This window comes from Collinsella sp. AM28-11LB (assembly GCF_003469895.1).
Classification (GTDB): domain Bacteria; phylum Actinomycetota; class Coriobacteriia; order Coriobacteriales; family Coriobacteriaceae; genus Collinsella.
Map to the genome: position 1 here is coordinate 127,947 of NZ_QSKJ01000003.1, position 17,476 is coordinate 145,422.

The 17,476-nt window shown below is 61.2% G+C and carries 17 protein-coding genes; all 17 read left to right on the forward strand.

From position 1 onward, the window contains the following. The first annotated feature begins 3 nt into the window (after positions 1–3). The 17 genes from DW732_RS03410 (at position 4) to DW732_RS03490 (ending at position 17,410) form a co-directional block, all read left to right on the forward strand. Positions 4–948, forward strand: a complete 945-nt coding sequence (locus DW732_RS03410) for an aspartate carbamoyltransferase catalytic subunit (protein ID WP_118098760.1) — start codon at positions 4–6, stop codon at positions 946–948. Further along, entirely contained in the window at positions 932–2,221 is a 1,290-nt protein-coding gene (locus DW732_RS03415; protein ID WP_118098762.1) for a dihydroorotase, read from the forward strand. The genes DW732_RS03410 and DW732_RS03415 overlap by 17 nt, the downstream gene beginning before the upstream one ends. Before the next feature lie 116 nt (positions 2,222–2,337). Then, positions 2,338–3,105, forward strand: coding sequence for a dihydroorotate dehydrogenase electron transfer subunit (locus DW732_RS03420; protein ID WP_118098764.1), 768 nt, complete (start codon positions 2,338–2,340; stop codon positions 3,103–3,105). A 14-nt stretch (positions 3,106–3,119) separates the two neighbouring features. Beyond that, positions 3,120–4,028, forward strand: coding sequence for a dihydroorotate dehydrogenase (locus tag DW732_RS03425; protein ID WP_006236128.1), 909 nt, complete (start codon positions 3,120–3,122; stop codon positions 4,026–4,028). Further along, positions 4,022–4,738 carry an orotidine-5'-phosphate decarboxylase gene (pyrF, locus tag DW732_RS03430; protein WP_118098766.1) on the forward strand — a complete coding sequence of 239 codons (717 nt, stop codon included), beginning with the start codon at positions 4,022–4,024 and terminating at the stop codon, positions 4,736–4,738. Before DW732_RS03425 ends, pyrF begins: the two co-directional genes overlap by 7 nt. Before the next feature lie 240 nt (positions 4,739–4,978). After that, complete coding sequence (mihF, locus tag DW732_RS03435) at positions 4,979–5,287, forward strand: integration host factor, actinobacterial type (RefSeq protein WP_006236130.1); 309 nt, start codon at positions 4,979–4,981, stop codon at positions 5,285–5,287. Next, positions 5,288–5,857, forward strand: a complete 570-nt coding sequence (gene gmk, locus DW732_RS03440; RefSeq protein ID WP_117763009.1) for a guanylate kinase — start codon at positions 5,288–5,290, stop codon at positions 5,855–5,857. A 5-nt stretch (positions 5,858–5,862) separates the two neighbouring features. Beyond that, positions 5,863–6,144, forward strand: a complete 282-nt coding sequence (locus tag DW732_RS03445; RefSeq protein ID WP_035138532.1) for a DNA-directed RNA polymerase subunit omega — start codon at positions 5,863–5,865, stop codon at positions 6,142–6,144. Further along, positions 6,145–7,389 carry a tRNA uracil 4-sulfurtransferase ThiI gene (gene thiI / locus DW732_RS03450; RefSeq protein WP_117763008.1) on the forward strand — a complete coding sequence of 415 codons (1,245 nt, stop codon included), beginning with the start codon at positions 6,145–6,147 and terminating at the stop codon, positions 7,387–7,389. Positions 7,390–7,602: 213 nt separating this feature from the next. Then, positions 7,603–8,316, forward strand: a complete 714-nt coding sequence (locus DW732_RS03455) for a helix-hairpin-helix domain-containing protein (protein WP_117735174.1) — start codon at positions 7,603–7,605, stop codon at positions 8,314–8,316. After that, positions 8,313–10,616 carry a DNA internalization-related competence protein ComEC/Rec2 gene (locus DW732_RS03460; protein ID WP_118098768.1) on the forward strand — a complete coding sequence of 768 codons (2,304 nt, stop codon included), beginning with the start codon at positions 8,313–8,315 and terminating at the stop codon, positions 10,614–10,616. The genes DW732_RS03455 and DW732_RS03460 overlap by 4 nt, the downstream gene beginning before the upstream one ends. Positions 10,617–10,694: 78 nt before the next feature. Beyond that, positions 10,695–11,657, forward strand: a complete 963-nt coding sequence (holA, locus tag DW732_RS03465; RefSeq protein WP_117735176.1) for a DNA polymerase III subunit delta — start codon at positions 10,695–10,697, stop codon at positions 11,655–11,657. 133 nt (positions 11,658–11,790) lie between these two features. Further along, complete coding sequence (gene rpsT, locus DW732_RS03470; RefSeq protein WP_022094714.1) at positions 11,791–12,057, forward strand: 30S ribosomal protein S20; 267 nt, start codon at positions 11,791–11,793, stop codon at positions 12,055–12,057. Positions 12,058–12,153: 96 nt separating this feature from the next. Further along, positions 12,154–13,965: a translation elongation factor 4 gene (gene lepA / locus DW732_RS03475; RefSeq protein ID WP_117735177.1), complete on the forward strand. Its 1,812-nt coding sequence runs from the start codon at positions 12,154–12,156 to the stop codon at positions 13,963–13,965. A 4-nt stretch (positions 13,966–13,969) separates the two neighbouring features. Beyond that, positions 13,970–15,013, forward strand: coding sequence for a tRNA dihydrouridine synthase DusB (gene dusB, locus DW732_RS03480; protein ID WP_117735178.1), 1,044 nt, complete (start codon positions 13,970–13,972; stop codon positions 15,011–15,013). A 2-nt stretch (positions 15,014–15,015) separates the two neighbouring features. Continuing rightward, positions 15,016–16,248 (forward strand): radical SAM family heme chaperone HemW, encoded by a 1,233-nt coding sequence (gene hemW / locus DW732_RS03485; RefSeq protein WP_118098769.1) that lies wholly within the window; start codon positions 15,016–15,018, stop codon positions 16,246–16,248. Positions 16,249–16,306: 58 nt separating this feature from the next. Continuing rightward, positions 16,307–17,410: a DnaJ domain-containing protein gene (locus DW732_RS03490; RefSeq protein WP_199569728.1), complete on the forward strand. Its 1,104-nt coding sequence runs from the start codon at positions 16,307–16,309 to the stop codon at positions 17,408–17,410. Positions 17,411–17,476 lie beyond the last annotated feature (66 nt).

Consider the following 17,476-nt stretch of genomic DNA (forward strand, 5'->3'; position numbering starts at 1 on the left):
ACCGTGGCGTTCAATCATAAGCACCTGATCGACATTACCGAGTACTCCGAAGAGGACATCAAGCTTATCCTCGAGACCGCCAAGGCGTTCTCCGAGGTCAACGAGCGTGCGATCAAGAAGGTCCCCACGCTCAAGGGCAAGACCATCGTCAACATGTTCAACGAGCCCTCGACGCGCACCCGTAGCTCCTTCGAGCTTGCCGAGAAGCGTCTTTCGGCCGACAGCCTCAACTTCGGCGGCTCCTCGACCTCTACGGTCAAGGGCGAGAGCCTCATCGACACCGTCGAGACCCTCAACGCCTACAAGATCGACTGCATCGTCGTGCGCGACAAGCACGCCGGCGCTCCCTATATCGTCACGCAGAACTCGCCTGCGAGCGTCATCTGCGCCGGCGACGGCAAGCACAACCATCCCACGCAGGCCTTGCTCGACCTGTACACCATCTGGGAGCATAAGGGCGACTTCCACGGTCTGAAGGTCGCCGTCGTCGGCGATATCGCGCACTCCCGCGTCTGCGGCTCGCTGATTCCCGCCCTTAAGATCATGGGCTGCGAGACCTACGCCGTCGCTCCCGGCACGCTGCTGCCGCCGGCGCCCGAGGTCCTGGGCTGCGACCACGTGACGAGTGACCTCGATTCCGTCCTGCCCGAGCTGGACGTCGTCTACATGCTGCGCGTGCAGCAGGAGCGCCTCGAGGGCGCCCCGTTCCCGACCATTCGCGAGTACCACAAGCTCTTCGGCCTGACCAAGGATCGCGAGAAGCTCATGAAGCCCGATGCGATCATCTGCCACCCGGGCCCCATCAACCGCGGCGTCGAGTTCGACTCCTATATGGCCGACCACCCGCAACGCTCCGTCATCCTGGAGCAGGTCTACGCCGGTATCTGCGTGCGTATGGCTATCCTGTATCTGCTGCTTGGAGGTGCCGATAATGGCCTTGCTTCTTAAGAATGCCCACGTCGTCGACCCGTCTGTCGAGCTTGACGGTGTCGTTGACGTCCTGATTGACGGCGACAAGATCGCCGAGGTCGGCGAGAACCTCGCCGCCGAGGGAGCCGAGGTCCGCGACCTTTCCGGCAAGTATCTCGTCCCCGGCCTGGTGGATATGCACGTGCATCTGCGCGAGCCTGGCTACGAGGTCAAAGAGGACATCGAGAGCGGCACCCGCGCTGCTGCCAAGGGCGGCTTCACCGGCGTGTGCGCCATGCCCAACACCGATCCCGTCACCGATAACGGCACCGTCGTGGAGTTCGTCAAGTCCCGCGCTGCCGAGGTCGGCCACTGCCGCGTCTATCCGTCGGGCGCCATGACCCGCGGTCTTAAGGGCGAGGCCATGTCCGAGATGGGCGATATGGTCGCCCACGGTGCCGTCGCCTTCACTGACGATGGTCGCGGCGTGCAGGGCGCGGGCATGCTCCGTCGCTGCATGGACTACGGCAAGATGTTCGGCAAGGTCTTTATGAGCCACTGCCAGGACGAGGATCTGGTCGGCCACGGCCAGATCAACGAGGGCAAGGTCTCGACCCGTCTGGCCCTCGAGGGTTGGCCGGCCGCCGGCGAGGAGCTTCAGATTGCCCGCGACATCGAGATTGCCAAGCTGACCGGTGCCAAGCTGCACATCCAGCACATCTCCACCGCTCATGGCCTGGAGCTCGTGCGTGCCGGTAAGGCTGCCGGTGTCCAGGTGACCTGCGAGGCCACCCCGCACCACATGTTCCTGACCGAGAACGACCTGGACGAGACCTACAACACCTCGCTCAAGGTCAATCCGCCGCTGCGTACCGACGAGGATGCCGAGGCCATCCGTCAGGGTGTCATCGACGGTACCGTCGACGCTATCGTTACCGACCACGCTCCCCACACCCCGTGGGAGAAGGCCCGCGAGTTCGAGCTCGCGCCCTTTGGAATGATTGGCCTCGAGACTTCGCTGTCGCTCGTGCTCACTGAGCTGGTCAATACGGGCAAGATGAGCGTGAGCCGCATGGTCGAGCTCATGGCCATCAAGCCGCGTGAGATTCTGGGCCTCGATCAGGTTCAGGTCAAGGCGGGCTCTGTCGCCGACCTGACCGTGTTCGATCCCACCGCAACCTGGACGGTCGGCGAGGACGGTTACGAGTCGCGTGCCGAGAACTCCGGTTTTGCCGGCCGCACGCTCACCGGTCGTGCCACCGATGTGTTTGTTGGCGGCAAGCAGACGCTCGCCGACGGCTGCATCTGCTAGCATAGCCTTATCGATTTTGTGCGCGGTGCCCTTGCGGTGCCGCGCTTTCTGTTCGCCTGAACCATGCAACCGCATGGGGGATTGGAGCGTCTATGCCCACACCTTCCACTGCACGCATGCACGACTTTGAGGTCGTATCGAACCAGGAGATCGCCGACGGCATCTTCTCGCTCGTTATTTCGGCCCCCAAGCTTGCAAGTGCGCTCAAGCCCGGTCAGTTTGTGAACATTGCCGTGCCCGGCGATGCGTCCTCGCTGCTTCGCGTGCCCCTGAGCTTCTATCGCGCCGACGCCCAGGCCGGTACCGTCGAGCTGTGGTACGCCGTCGTGGGCGTCGACACCCGTCGTCTGTCGCAGATGGCCCCCGGTTCCACCTCTAATCTGCTGGGCCCTGGCGGCCACGGCTGGCTTGTGCCCGAGCGCACCAGGAAGGCGCTGCTCGTGGCGGGCGGCATCGGTGTCCCGCCCGTGCTCTGCCTGGCGGGCATGCTTGCCGAGCAGGGTGTGGCCGTCGACGTGTGCCTGGGCTTTGGCACCGCGTCCAAGGCCGTGGGTATCGATGAGTTCCGCGCGTTGGGCGCCACGGTCAATGTATGCACCGACGACGGCTCGCTTGGCACGCATGGTTTTTGCTCTGATCCGGCCGCCGAGCTGCTTGGCGAGGGTGGCTACGACTATGTCGCCAGCTGCGGTCCCGCCGTCATGATGAAGAAGGTCGCCGCCGCTGCCGCCGAGGCGGGTGTGTACTGCGAGGTGTCGCTTGAGCGCATGATGAGCTGCGGCTTTGGCGCCTGCAACACCTGTAACGTCGAGACGGTTGACGGTATGAAGGGCGCCTGCATGTGCGGCCCCGTGTTCGATGCTTCCAAGGTGGTGGTCTTCTAGTGGGTACCGTGAACATGGCCGTCGATTTCGGCGGCGTCAAGATGCAAAACCCCATCAACACCGCAGCCGGCACTTTTGGTTACGGCTGGCAGTTCCAGAACTTCTTTGATGTTTCCCAGCTGGGCGCCATCACCACTAAGGGCTGCGCTGCCGAGCCCTGGCCCGGCAACCCCGCACCCCGTATGGCCGAGATCCCCGGCGGTATGATCAACTCGGTGGGCCTTCAGAACCCCGGCGTTGCCGCCTTTGCCCGTGAGTCCGGCCCTTGGCTGGAGCAGCTTTCCAAGGACGGCTGCCAGGTCATCTGCCAGGTTGCCGGTCACTCTGTTGACGAGTTTGTCCGCGCACTCGAGATGTATGTCGAGCTGTGCCCCTGGGCTGCCGGCTACGAGATCAACGTGAGCTGCCCTAATATCGCCGCCGGCGGTGCCGCCATGGGCTCCACGCCCGAGGGCGCCTCTTCCGTTATGGCTGCCTGCCGCAAGGTGACCGATAAGCCGCTGTTCGTGAAGATGGCGCCGGTCAACGTCGCCGAGATCGCCAAGGCCCTCGAGGCTGCCGGCGCCGACGGCCTTTCGGTCATCAACTCCATTCAGGGTATGGCCATCGACGTCCATACCCGTAAGTCCCGCGTGGCCAAGCCCAAGGGCGGCCTTTCGGGCCCGCTGTGCCACCACATCGCCGTGCGCATGGTCTGGGAGGTTGCCCAGGCCGTCGATATCCCCATCAACGGTGTCGGCGGTGTCATGACCGGCGAGGATGCGGCTGAGTTTATCCTGGCCGGTGCCACCTGCGTGTCGGTCGGCATGGCCAACTTTGTCGATCCGTGTGCTTCGCTCAAGATCGCGCATGAGCTCGAGGCTTGGGCTGAGTCCCAGGGCGTGAAGGACATCAACGAGCTGGTAGGTGCTTTCGAATGCTAGAGACCGATGCCCGCGACCGTGTTATCGTCGCCCTCGACTGCGACCGTGAGCGTGCGCTCGAGCTCGCCCATGAGCTTTCGGGCCATGCCGCCTGGCTCAAGGTGGGCATGACGCTCTATTACGCCGAGGGTCCCGAGATCGTCAAGACGTTCAAGGACCTGGGTTTTAAGGTCTTCCTTGACCTTAAGTTCCATGATATTCCGCATCAGGTTCGCGGTGCCGCCCGCTCGGCCTCGCTTGCCGGTGCCGACCTGCTTTCGGTTCACGGCTTGGGTTCGGGTGCTATGCTCGCCGCCTGCCGTGAGGGTGCCGAGGAGGCACGCGAGGACCGCGCCAAGCTCGTCGCCATCACCGTGCTCACGAGCATGAATCAGGATGCCTTGAGCGAGATCGGCGTCGAGTCGCCTGTGGCCGAGGAGGCCGTCCGCCTGGCAAAGCTCGCTCAGGCCAACGGCATCGATGGCATCGTGTGCTCGCCGATGGAGGCTCACGACATGCGTGAGCTGCTGGGTCCCGATGCCCTGATCGTTACTCCGGGTGTGCGTCCGATGGGTGCCCCTCTTGGTGACCAGTCTCGCGTGGCGACGCCTTCCCAGGCTATCGAGCGTGGCGCAAGCCACATTGTGGTGGGCCGTCCCATTACTGGTGCCGACGATCCGGTTGCCGCATTTGACGCTATTGTTGCCGAGCTGGTCGAAAACGTCGCCTAAAAGATTCCCTCAAGTCACCACTTTTGGGTATCATTAGCACAAATTTGCCCTTGTACCTGCGAAAACTTTCCTACCCTTTGTGTGGAATCGCAGGTCAGGGGCTTAACTTTGACCTCCGCATATTGCACTTTTCGTAGGTATCGTCTAATCTATGGAGCCGTCGATTGGGCATTTAGTGCGTTTGACGTGCTAAAATGCCAATTACTGCATCAGATATAACCCAACTATTTGGAGGTTCGAATGGCACTCCCTCAGCTTACCGACGAGCAGCGCAAGCAGGCACTTGAGAAGGCTGCTGCCGCACGTCACGCCCGCGCTGAGCTTCGCGAGCAGATCAAGAAGGGCGAGAAGTCCCTCGAGTCCGTGCTCAACTCCGATGATCCCATCGCTTCCCGCATGAAGGTTTCCACCCTCATCGAGTCTCTCCCTGGTTATGGCAAGGCCAAGGCCGCCAAGATCATGGAGGAGCTCGGTATCTCCGCTACCCGTCGCGTCCAGGGCCTCGGCGTCCGTCAGCGCGAGCAGCTCCTCGAGCAGCTGACCAAATAAGTGAGCGTTCAGGATTCCAAGCTCTTTGTGATTTCTGGACCGTCAGGCGCAGGCAAGGGCACGCTCGTCACTCGTGTGCGCGAGCTCCGCTCGAACCTGGGCCTGACGGTTTCGGCTACCACGCGAGCACCACGCAAAGGTGAGGTCGACGGCGTCAACTACTTTTTTCTGACGCGCGAGGAGTTCGACCGCCGCGTGGCAAACGGTGAGTTTGTTGAATGGGCCGAGGTCCACGGTAACTGCTACGGCACGTTGGTGAGCGAGGTCACATCCAAGCTCGCCTCGGGCGCGTCACTGATTTTGGAGATCGATGTCCAGGGCGCCCTGCAGGTGAAGGAGCGTTTCCCCGAGGCCGTGCTGATTTTTATCAAGCCGCCTTCGCTTGAGGTGCTCCGCGAGCGTCTAGTCGGTCGCGGTACCGAGACGCCCGAGACGATTGAGCTGCGCATGGCAAACGCCGCCGATGAGCTTGCCCTTGCCGACCGCTACGACGACGTCGTGGTTAATGACGATCTCGACCGCGCGACCGATGAGCTCGTTCGCGTTCTCGATATGCATGAAAGGATCTGAGGTCCGTGTCCGTTGTAAAGCCTTGCATTGACGATCTTCTGGAGAAGACCGATCACAACCGCTTCCTGCTCGCTTCGCTTGCCTCCAAGCGCGCCTGCGACATCAATAGCATGCTGCGTGGCCAGCACAATCGCGTGCTTGCCGTCCAGGATGTCGATGACATCACCATCGGGCTTTCCGGTGCCGATACTATCTCGATGGCTATGGACGAGATTGTCGATGGCGACATCTCTTACGATGAGGCTCGTTACGAGAAGGCGCTCGGCCACAAGGTTGCTGAAGCCTAAATGGCAGCTCGCGTCTGCCTGGTCCACTATCACGAGGTTGGACTGAAGGGCAAGAACCGCGCACATTTTGAGCATATCCTCATGGATAACATCAAGGCGGCCTTGGCCGCCTTTTCCGTGAATGCCGTGTCTCGAATTTCCGGTTATATCCTCGTGACCTTTAACCAGCATCAGGCCGACGAGGCGGCGCGTGTCATTCGCACCGTTCCCGGCGTTGCTCGTGTGTCTTTGGCGTATCACACCAACCGCGACCCGCAGGAGTACTGCGCCGCCGCCGTGAAGGCGCTGCGCGAGTTTGGTTCCTTCGATTCGTTTAAGGTGCACGCCAAGCGCTCCAACACCGACTATGAGCTCACCTCGATTGATATCAATCGTCAGGTGGGCGAGGTGCTGTGTGAGGCCTTCCCCGATAAAAAGGTTCAAATGCACGACCCCGATGCGATGGTGCATGTGTTGGTGGTCCAGGGCAGCGTTTATGTGTATGCGCGTTCCGAGCGCGGCGTGGGTGGCCTGCCGGTGGGTTCTGCCGGTAAGGTCGTGACGCTGCTGTCGTCGGGTATCGATTCTCCGGTGGCGACCTGGATGCTCGAGCGTCGCGGTGCGGTGTGCGTGCCGGTGCATTTCTCCGGTCGTCCGCAGACGCCCGATACGAGCGAGTATTTGGTGCAGGACATCATCCGTGCGCTTGCACCGGGTGTCCAGATCGGCCGCTTGTACGTAGTCCCGTTTGGCGACTGCCAGCGTGAGATTTCGGTCACCTGCCCCAGCAACTTGCGTGTGATCATGTATCGCCGGATTATGTATTCGGTTGCCGAGCGCATTGCACACATCGAGGGTGCCAAGGCCATCGTTACGGGCGAATCACTTGGGCAGGTTGCCTCCCAAACGCTCGAGAACATCATGGCCGTCAACGAGGCCGTGAAGATCCCTGTGTTCCGTCCGCTCATCGGTTCGGACAAGCAGGAGATCATCGCGCGCGCCGAGGAGATCGGTACGTTCGATATCTCGACTGAGGCCGCTCCCGACTGCTGCACGCTGTTTATGCCGCGCCGTCCCGAGACGCATGCTAAACTCGATGCCGTGCATGAGGCCTGGGAGTTGTTCGATCACGAGGAGATGATCGAGCGTCTGCTCAAGCAGACCGAGTACATCGACTTCGATAGCAACACGTATAAGGCGCCTAAGACCTTAAAACGCAAACATTCGGAGCTTGCTCCGCGTGAGATTTACCAAGATCACGAGTAAATTTGTGCATAGACCGACGATGCGCCTGCATCGTCGTTTTTTTGCCATCTGGGCATTTTGCGACTAAGTGTTCATTTGCTGACGTGTGCCTGAATAAATGGACAGATTTGTGCAAGGTTTTGGTCGGCTTTTGGTTTGACCGCGATAACCGGTTTTGAAGCATGGCTGTTGCAGGGCTCTTTTCCTGACACGATGTTGTTGGGAGGTTTTGCTATGGCGCAGCGCGAACAACACGAACGGGTCAAAAAGATGGACCGCTGGGCGGGCAAGCTGCTCGGTCATAAGGCAGTGGTGGTGGCGATGCTGGGCGTCATTGCGATGGCGAGCGGCTTGGCGATGGCGAACCTTGGCGGCGGTGCCGGCGGTGTGTCGTTTGAGCGCACTGATGGTTCGGGCTCGTTAGTGGAGCCGGGATCCGGCGATGCTTCGAGCGGAAAGACATCCGAAGGATCTTCGACTAAGGCTTCTGCCGCGGCAGAGGTCTATGTCGATGTCGATGGCGCCGTTGTGTCGCCCGGTGTATATCGCCTCAAGGACGGCGCGCGGGTGGCTCAGGCGATTGATGCCGCCGGCGGGCTGGCGCCCGAGGCAGACGTTACGGGGCTCAATCGGGCATCTAAGGTCATCGATGGACAGAAGATTCACGTTCCAACGGTAGGGGAACAGCGGGCGTCCATTGCGGAAGCCGGTGTCGATGGTGGGGCTTCAGCATCATCGGGCGTGAGTGGCGCAAAAGGCCTAGTAAACATCAATACGGCAAGCGCGGCAGAGCTGCAGACGCTTTCGGGCATCGGTCCCTCCATGGCTCAGTCGATTATCGATGAGCGGACAAAGAACGGTGCCTTTGCCTCGGTTGACGATCTGATGCGTGTGTCGGGAATCGGCGAGAAGAAGCTTGCCAAAATCAAAGATTGCATCTGCGTATGAGTGCGACCGAGCGCGAGCATGTGATGCCTCCGCGGCCCCTGATTCCGTGGACGATGGCCCTGTGTGCCGGCATGTGCGTGAGCTGCGCCTTGGTGCTCAACGTGGCCGCTGATGCGCTACTGGGGGAGCAGGCGCCAGCGTTCGGGCCGCTATGGGCTATTCCCGTTGCGGCGGCGGTATTCGTTGCGCTGGCTCAATCTTGTGCGCGGTTTGCCCCTTTTAAGCGGTGGCTGTATGCCGCGTCCGTCGGTCTCGTGGCGGGAGCGGTCGTCTCGGCGTGGTGGGCTGTGGGCGCGCTCAGCGCCTCGAAGGCGCTCGATGGTCGAGCGGCAAGCAGCCTCGAGTTTGTCGTGCAGGGTGATCCATCCATAAACGACGACGTGTATTCCTATACTTGCGAGGCACGCGCGGACGGCAAGAGCTTGGCAACGGTTCGCCTATCGTGTGGCCGCGAGCTCAAGGTCGGGGCGCACGTGCGTGTTATCGGTCGCGTTTCACGTTTTGAGAACGATGCGCATGGACGATCGCGCATGCTCCGAGGCGAGGTGCGCAAGGTTAAAGCCGTTCGGATTGTGTCGGTCGATGAGGGCTCTCCGGGGCCGCTGCCTCGGCTGCGAAATGGGCTGCTTGCTTCCATCGCGCCTGCGACCGACCCGGCGCGTGCGCTCATAGCCGGTGTCGTCTGCGGTCGTTCGGCCGAGCTGCGCGCCCAGCCGGCGGGCGACTGGTTTTCGGTGACGGGAACGGCGCATCTTATCGCCGTCTCGGGCAGCCATTTGGCTATCGTGGGGTTTGTAATCGAGGGCGTATTGCAAAAGACTCGGTGCTCACGTGGCCTTCAGCGGGCGATATTGGCGATAACGCTTGTAGGCTACGCTGCCTTTACGGGCGCGTCTCCCTCGGCCGTGCGTGCGTGCTGCATGGTGTTCGCGACGCTTGTCGTAAACGGCGCGGGCCGTCGCCGGCACGGCGCATCGGCACTCTTCGTAACCATGTCCATCTTTGTGCTACTGCGGCCGACGGTGCTGTTCGAGATGGGCTTTCAGCTTTCATGCGCCAGCGTCTTAGCCATCCTGTGCTTTTGCCCCTATGCGACCTACGCTATGGGTGAGCTGGGTGTGCCATCGGGCATTGCCAGCATGCTTTCCGTCACGCTGTGCTCGCAGCTGGCGACTCTTCCCATTACCATTCCTGCCTTCGGTACGTTCTCGCTCATTGCTCCGCTGGCAAATGCGGTCATCGGTCCGGTGGTGAGTCTGCTGCTTGCTGTGTCGATCGTGCTGGTTCCCTTTTCGCTCGTGGCGCCGTTGCGCACTTGGGCGCTCGTTGTGCCCATGATTACCGCCCGTTGCACGCTGTTCTTCGAGCAGCTGTTTGCCGCCGTGCCGGGTGCATCCGTGAGTGTGCCGCCGGATAGCATGTGGATTTACCTAGCGCCGTGTTTGCTGGCGGTTCTCCTGGTCTGGTGGCCGCGCCCTCAGGCACGGCCTATGGCGGTGGGGTTTGCATGTCTGGTGCTCTTGGCTGCGATTCCGTACGTCTACTGGGATCGATTCGCTCCGCCTTCGGTGACGGTGCTCGATGTGGGCCAGGCCGATGCGATTCTTATCCGCCAGGGCGGCGCAGTAGCGCTCGTCGACTGCGGGGTCGACGAGCGCGTGGTAGCGGCGTTGGTTCGCAATAACGTGCACCATATCGATGCCGTCTTTGTGACGCATTGGGATGAGGATCACTGGGGTGGTCTGCCTGCCGTGCTCGAACAGTTTTCGGTTGGAACGATTGCCGTGGCGGCCGAAGCGCTGGAGGATGCTCCTGTCGAGGTATTGAACCGACCTGGCGTGGAGTATCGACAGGTGCGCCGTGGGGATATGGTCGACATCGGCTCATTTTGCGCCCGCGTGATGTGGCCATTCGAGTCCGTGGATGGCGAGGGAAATGAGGACTCGCTTGTCCTGCTGCTCTCTTATGTTCAGGAAGGCATGGGCCTGCGCATGCTCCTCACCGGTGATGCCGAACTCGACCAAGAACGGGAATTCGTGCAGGAGGTGGGGGATATCGATGTACTTAAACTTGGGCATCACGGCTCCAAGGTTTCAGTCGATGGTGAGTTGCTGGACGTCCTGAAGCCCGAGCTTTCCCTCGCGAGCGCGGGCGAGGGGAATCGATACGGCCATCCGTCCGATGCCTGCATCGATTCCGTGAAGGAAGCGGGCGGTGTGTTCGCGTGCACTATCGAACACGGCGACATTACCGTCGCGCCGACTGCGAATGGTTTTGCGATGCGATGCCAGCGACCGTGACGACATCGTTGGCGTGTGGTGGGCCCCTGGGCTAGAATGGCACGGAATGAATACGAAGGCCTGCGGGAGGGGAGCGCAATGTCCGAAACCGGTCTGCTGCCGGCATACCTGATCGTCGGTACCGACGGCGTCAAGCGCGATCACGCCGTCTCGCGTATGAAAGCGCGTCTGGAAAAGTCGGGAATGGTCGAGTTCAACCTCGACGAGCGCGACATGACCAAAGACTCCGATATCGAGTCCATTATCGGATCGCTCAATACCTTTCCCATGGGCAACGAGTTTCGCCTGGTAATCCTTGATGGCTGCTCAAAGCTTGCCAAGGCGGTTTCGGAGCCGCTCGTCGAGTATCTGGCGAGTCCCAGCCCCACAACGGTCTGTCTCATCATCGCCGACTCGCTTGCCAAGAACACGCGCCTGTATAAGGCGATCGCCAAAATCGACAAGAAGGCTATCGTCGATTGCTCGGGTACCAAGCGCTGGGAGCTACCGCGCCGCGTGCAGCAGATGGCGACGCAGCACGGCAAGTCGATCTCGACGGCGGCCGCCGAGGAGCTCGTTTCGCGCTCGGGCGAAAACACGCGCATGCTCGATAACGACCTGGCAAAGCTCTCCCAGATGGTCGAGGCGCCCCAGATTGAGCTCGCCGACGTGGAGCGTTGGATCGTGCGTACGGCCGAGGTTCAGCCCTGGGACTTCCTCAACGCCGTCTCGGCTCGCGATATGCGGCGTTCGCTCGAGCTCTTTAAGCTTCTGCCCTCCAAGAGCTACGTGTGGACCTACACGCTGCTATGCGGTCGCATTCGTGAGCTGATCGTCGCCAAGGCGCTCGACTCTCGTGGGCAGGGGCGTGAACTCGCCGCGACGCTCAAGCTTCAGCCCTGGCAGGTCAAAAATCACCTGACCTGGGCACGTCGTTTTTCGATGACCGAGCTCGTCGCAGCGCTCGAGGGCGCCGTTGATGTGGAGCTCGCGCTCAAGGGTTCGGCCGATTCTGAGACCGCGCTTTTGCTCTGGATTACGAACATCTTGAGAAAATCGTGATGATACCTGCCTATTTGACAAATTCGTTCTATCCCTTTGAGGGGGAGCGTGCTATAGTAGGCGCTTGCATGACCTCACCGTGTCTCAGAGGTGTCATACATTTTTTGCAAGGAACTCGAAAGGAACTCCAGAAGTGGCAAACATCAAGTCTCAGAAGAAGCGTATCCGCACCAATGAGGCAGCTCGCATGCGTAACAAGGCTGTCAAGTCCGAGCTCAAGACGCTGACCAAGCACGTCCAGTCCGCTGTCGCCGAGGGCGACGCCGAGAAGGCCCAGGCTGCCCTCAAGACCGTCACCAAGCGTCTCGACATGGCTGCTGCCAAGCATGTTATCCACAAGAACCAGGCTTCCAACCGCAAGTCCGGTCTTGCCAAGCTCGTGAACAGCATCAACGCCTAAGTTGTAAATTTCACACCACACAGATTACGCGCATAAATGGAGCCTGTTTTATGGAACAGGCTCCATTTTTTGTGCCCCTCGGGTAAGATAGTCCGCATGAATACTTCAATTGACATTTCCCACATCCGTAACTTCTCGATTGTTGCGCACATCGACCATGGCAAGTCCACGATCAGTGACCGCATCCTCGAGCTCACCCATACCGTCGACGAGCGCGACATGGAGTCGCAGCTGCTCGACACCATGGATATCGAGCGCGAGCGCGGCATTACGATTAAGTCCAATGCCGTCCGCGTGTCCTATGACGCCGACGACGGCGAGACGTATCAGTTCAACCTGATCGATACGCCGGGCCACGTGGACTTTACCTATGAGGTCTCGCGTTCGCTGGCCGCCTGCGAGGGCGCGGTGCTCGTTGTCGACGCCACGCAGGGCGTCGAGGCGCAGACCGTCTCCAACGCGACGCTCGCCATGAACGCCAACCTGGATATTGTGCCCGCGATCAACAAGATCGACCTGCCGTCGGCACACCCCGACGAGGTCAAGACCGAGATCGAGGACGACCTCGCGATCCCTGCCGACGATGCCGTATGCGTGTCGGGCAAGACTGGCGAGGGTATCCACGACCTGCTGGAGTCCATCGTCTTCTTGATCTCGCCGCCCAAGGGCGATGCGAATGCGCCGCTCAAAGCACTCATCTTGGATTCTTATTTTGATGAATACCGCGGCGTGGTTGCCACGGTCCGTGTTTTTGACGGCTCCATCAAAAAGGGCGATACCCTGCGCATGATGCAGGCCGAGGGCGACTTTTTGGTCGACGGCGTGGGCGTCAAGCGTCCCGCCGAGACGCCGGTCGACGCGCTGACGGTCGGCGAGGTGGGCTACGTGGTCACGGGCCTGAAGGACCCCGAGGCCGTGCGTGTGGGCGACACCCTCACGTGGGCATCGAATCCCTGCCCCGAGCCGCTTCCGGGCTACCGCGAGGCCAAGCCCATGGTCTATACGGGCCTGTTCCCGATCGATAACAAGGACTACGAGAACCTGCGTGACGCGCTCGATAAGCTGCATGTCAACGACCCGTCGTTGGTGTGGGAGCCCGAGACCTCGGTGGCGCTCGGCTTTGGCTTCCGCGTGGGCTTTCTGGGCCTGCTGCATATGGAGGTCGTCAAGGAGCGTCTGGAGCGCGAGTTCAACCTGGACCTTATCGCCACGAGCCCTTCGGTGGACTATCACGTCTACAAGACCGACGGCGAGATGATCGATGTCCGCAGCCCGCAGGACCTGCCCGAGGCCACGCGCATCGAGCGTATCGAGGAGCCCTACCTCAAGGCCAAGATCATCTGCCCGCCCGAGTATACGGGTGCTGTCATGCAGCTCGCTATCGAGCACCGCGGCGTTACCACCGATATGATCCACCTCACGAGCAAATCGGTCGAGATGCGCTTTGACATGCCGCTTGCCGAGCTCATCCTGGACTTCTTTGACCAGCTCAAGAGCCGCACCAAGGGCTATGCGTCGCTCGACTACGAGTTCAACGAATATCGTCCCTCCGAGCTTGTGAAGCTCGACATCCTGCTTTCGGGCGACGAGGTCGACGCGCTTTCGTTTATCGTGCACAAGGACAAGGCCTATGGCCTGGCCCGCGGCCTGTGCGACAAGCTCAAGGAGATCATCCCGCGTCAGCTGTTCGAGGTACCTATTCAGGGCGCCATCGGCAACAAGATCATCGCCCGCTCCACCGTCAAGGCGCGCCGCAAGGACGTTCTGGCCAAGTGCTATGGCGGCGATATCTCGCGTAAGCGCAAGCTGCTCGAAAAGCAAAAAGAGGGCAAGAAGCGCATGAAGGCTATTGGTTCGGTCGAGGTCCCGCAGGAGGCCTTTATGGCGATCCTCAAGGTGGACGAGTAGGACCATGGCGCTTTCTGAATACAGTACGCGGCTGCTGGGCGCCTATGCCGAGCAGCCGTTCCTTATGGCTCCCATGGCGGGCGTGACCGATCCCGCGTATCGCATTATGTGCCGCCGCCGCGGTGCCAATCTTGCCTATAGCGAGATGGTGAGCGTGGCGGGCCTTGCCTATGCCAGCAATAAGACGTGGCGTCTGGTGCTGCCGGCCGACGAGGAGCAGCAGATTTGCGTGCAGCTCTTTGGCTCCAAGCCCGATCAATTTGCGAGCGCTGTCGCTGCCGTCGAGGAACGCGTGGGCGATCGCCTGTCGCTGATCGATATCAACATGGCCTGCCCGGCTCGCAAGGTCGTCACCAAGGGCGAGGGCTCGGCGCTCATGCGCACGCCCGACCTGGCCGAGAAAATCGTCCAGGCGGCAGTGGGCGTGGCACACGTTCCCGTGACCGTGAAGATCCGCAAGGGCTTTTATGCCGAGGACTGTAATGCCGCGACGTTTGCCCAAATGCTCGAGGGGGCGGGGGCCGCAGCGGTGGCGGTGCATGGTCGCTGTGCCACGCAGCTCTATACGGGCCAGGCCGATTGGTCGGTCGTCGATGAGGTTGCCGACGCTGTCGAGATTCCCGTGATTGGTTCGGGTGACGTGTTCACTGCCGAGGATGCCGCGGAGCATCTGCGCAATTCGGGTGCCAGCGCGGTATTTATCGCGCGCGGCATCTACGGCAATCCGTGGGTGTTCGGCGATGCCCGAGCCCTTGCACTCGATGGCACGCCGGTTCCTTCTCGCTCCTCGGTCGAGCGCCTGGGCGCCCTGCGCGAACACCTGACGCTGACGCACGAGCTTTTGCCGCTTATGTCGCGCGCCCGTACGTATGCAAGCTGGTACTTAAAGGGTATGCCCCATGCAGCCGCTTGGCGCGCCCAGGTGGTGCGCTGTTCCACATACGAGGAGTTTATGGGGCTGGTCGATGATATCGAGCGCGATGTGGTGGCCTGCGAGGCCGCGCTTGCCGCCGGCGAGTCGGTGCCCGCTCATCCGCTGGAGGCCTAAAGGTGTCCGTTACCGCGCTGTATGTGCACGTGCCGTTTTGCGCTCAAAAATGCCGCTATTGCGACTTTGACTCGCGCAGCTTTGCCCCGTGCGACCTGGACGCTGCGCTCGATGCCTATTTTGAGCAGCTGTATGCGCGGCTCGATGCCTTTGGCAACGCTGGGGCACTCAGGCAGATCCGCACAGTCTACGTAGGCGGCGGCACGCCGTCGCTGGCAGGGGAGCGCCTGGTAGAACTTGCCCGTCGTATCTCCATGTGGTGCAAGCCCGTTGAATTTACCTGCGAGGCAAATCCTGAGTCGTTGACCGCTGAGCTCGCCCCGGCGCTTGCCGAGGCGGGTTTCACGCGCATTTCTCTGGGCGTGCAAACCCTCGACAATATCGAGCTGGCTGCTATTGGCCGCATTCACGATGCTAATCGGGCACTTGCGGCTATCGCGACGGTGAAGGACGCTGGTCTCGATGTGTCGTGCGACCTTATGTGTGGCCTTCCCGGGCAGACGGCGGCGAGTTGGCAGTGCACACTCGATGGCGTGCTGGCGGCGGCTCCGCATCATGTGTCGGTCTACCCGCTCACGCTCGAGGAGGGGACGCCCCTTTATCGCATGGCGTGCCGTGACGAGTCGCTCGAGCCTGATGAGGATTTTCAGGCCGCATGCATGGACGTGGCACACGAGCTCCTGGGTGCCGCCGGCTATCACCCGTATGAGGTGGCGAGCTACGCGCTCGACGGCCATGAGTGCGCCCATAACATTGCCTATTGGACTGGACAGGGCTATTTGGGTCTAGGACGCTCTGCCGCGGGTATGCTCGATGCCGAGGATTTCGATCACCTGGCTATGTTGTTCCCTGGCGCGCCTTCTCGAGGCGATGCGTACCGTGTGCGCTTGGTTCAGCGCGACGATGACGCGACGGCGTTCGAGGCCGAATATCTGTCGCAGCGCGAGGCTGCGGCCGAAGACCTGATGCTCGCTTGTCGCATGACGCGCGGTGTTGCGTCCGACCTGTTGGTTCGTGCAGCTTGCGTCATCCCAACGGGCGAGCTGGCAGCTGCCTGCGATCGCGCGCTCGAATTGGGTCTTGCCACTTGGTTGCCCGAGGCGCTCGGGGTCCATGAGGGACCCTTTACTTCGGCAGATGTCGTCTCGGGCCGCGTTCGCGCTCGTCTGGCGCCGACCCACCTGGGCTGGCTCGATGGAAATGTTCTGTTCGAGCTGTTTTGGGATCTAGCTTAAGCCGCTCGGGTAGAATTACCGGAATATATACGCTGCTGTGAGCAGGAGGTTGCCGCGCATGGCGACGATGAACGAAAAAGATTACTACGAGATCCTGGGCGTCTCCAAGGACGCCACCTCGCGTGATATTCAAAAGGCCTTTCAGCAAAAGGCCCGCAAGCTCCATCCGGACGTCAACAAAGAGCCGGATGCCGAGGAAAAGTTTAAAGAGGTTTCCGAGGCCTACGCCGTGCTTTCGGATGAGCAAAAACGTGCGCGCTACGACGCCATGCGTTCTGGCAATCCCTTTGCCGGTGCTCCTACGGCTTCGCCCTATGGTGGCGGCTATGCCGGCAGCACGGGTTATGGCAATCCTTTTGAGGGCGGTTTTCCCTTTGGTGGTGCCTGGGGCCAGCAGCGTCGTGGGCAGGCTGCCTACAATCCCGAGAGCGGCGCCAACGTGGTCGTCGATATCAAACTCGACGCCAAGGAGGCCAAGGGCGGTGCCCGCAAGACCGTCCGCTACACGCGCTTCGACACCTGTGGCCACTGTGGCGGCTCGGGCTCCGTTTCGTCTGAGCATGCCCATACCTGCCCGAGCTGCGGCGGCCGCGGCCACATCGACGTTGACCTGTCCTTCCTGTTTGGTGCGGGCACGTTCCAGTCGGTCTGCCCCGAGTGCGGCGGTTCCGGTAAGGTCGTGGCCGACCCCTGCCCCGATTGCGGTGGCAGCGGTCGTACTCGCGTAACCTCCGAGCAGACGATTGAGTTTCCTGCCGGCACGCACGATAGCGACGAGGTCCGCATTAGCGGCATGGGTCATGCTGGCACCAACGGTGCCGCGGGCGGCGACCTGGTCGGCCGCGCCCATGTTGAGGCCGAGCGCTTGGAAGGCAAAGCTCGTACCGGTTTTTACCTGATGGGCATTGTGGCGCCGTTTTTGGTGCTGTCGGCCATCTCGGGCGTGTTCTCGGCCTTTGCCGTGATGTGCTTTATTCCGTTTACCATGGGCCTGTTCATGGTGCTTTCGGACGGTGTGCTTCATCGCAGCCTGCTGTGGTGGAAGCGTGGTGCGATGCAGTTTGCCAACGGTTTTGCCAACGGCTTCATGTTCGCGCTCGTGTCTGTTTGGTTTGCGAGCTGCTCGCAACGGGCCATGCTTTCGCCGTATCAAATGCAATAACATCAAACCCTCTGTTTGCGGTCGGCCCAGCTTGGGTATAGGACGCACTGTGACAATAATGAAAGT

Bases quoted from the DNA above. Each gene is read 5' to 3' on its own strand.
- DW732_RS03415 (WP_118098762.1), top strand. From the start codon at position 932: ATGGCCTTGCTTCTTAAGAATGCCCACGTCGTCGACCCGTCTGTCGAG.
- DW732_RS03420 (WP_118098764.1), top strand. From the start codon at position 2,338: ATGCACGACTTTGAGGTCGTATCGAACCAGGAGATCGCCGACGGCATC.
- DW732_RS03425 (WP_006236128.1), top strand. From the start codon at position 3,120: ATGGCCGTCGATTTCGGCGGCGTCAAGATGCAAAACCCCATCAACACC.
- pyrF (WP_118098766.1), top strand. From the start codon at position 4,022: ATGCTAGAGACCGATGCCCGCGACCGTGTTATCGTCGCCCTCGACTGC.
- mihF (WP_006236130.1), top strand. From the start codon at position 4,979: ATGGCACTCCCTCAGCTTACCGACGAGCAGCGCAAGCAGGCACTTGAG.
- thiI (WP_117763008.1), top strand. From the start codon at position 6,145: ATGGCAGCTCGCGTCTGCCTGGTCCACTATCACGAGGTTGGACTGAAG.
- DW732_RS03455 (WP_117735174.1), top strand. From the start codon at position 7,603: ATGGCGCAGCGCGAACAACACGAACGGGTCAAAAAGATGGACCGCTGG.
- DW732_RS03460 (WP_118098768.1), top strand. From the start codon at position 8,313: ATGAGTGCGACCGAGCGCGAGCATGTGATGCCTCCGCGGCCCCTGATT.
- holA (WP_117735176.1), top strand. From the start codon at position 10,695: ATGTCCGAAACCGGTCTGCTGCCGGCATACCTGATCGTCGGTACCGAC.
- lepA (WP_117735177.1), top strand. From the start codon at position 12,154: ATGAATACTTCAATTGACATTTCCCACATCCGTAACTTCTCGATTGTT.
- dusB (WP_117735178.1), top strand. From the start codon at position 13,970: ATGGCGCTTTCTGAATACAGTACGCGGCTGCTGGGCGCCTATGCCGAG.
- DW732_RS03490 (WP_199569728.1), top strand. From the start codon at position 16,307: ATGGCGACGATGAACGAAAAAGATTACTACGAGATCCTGGGCGTCTCC.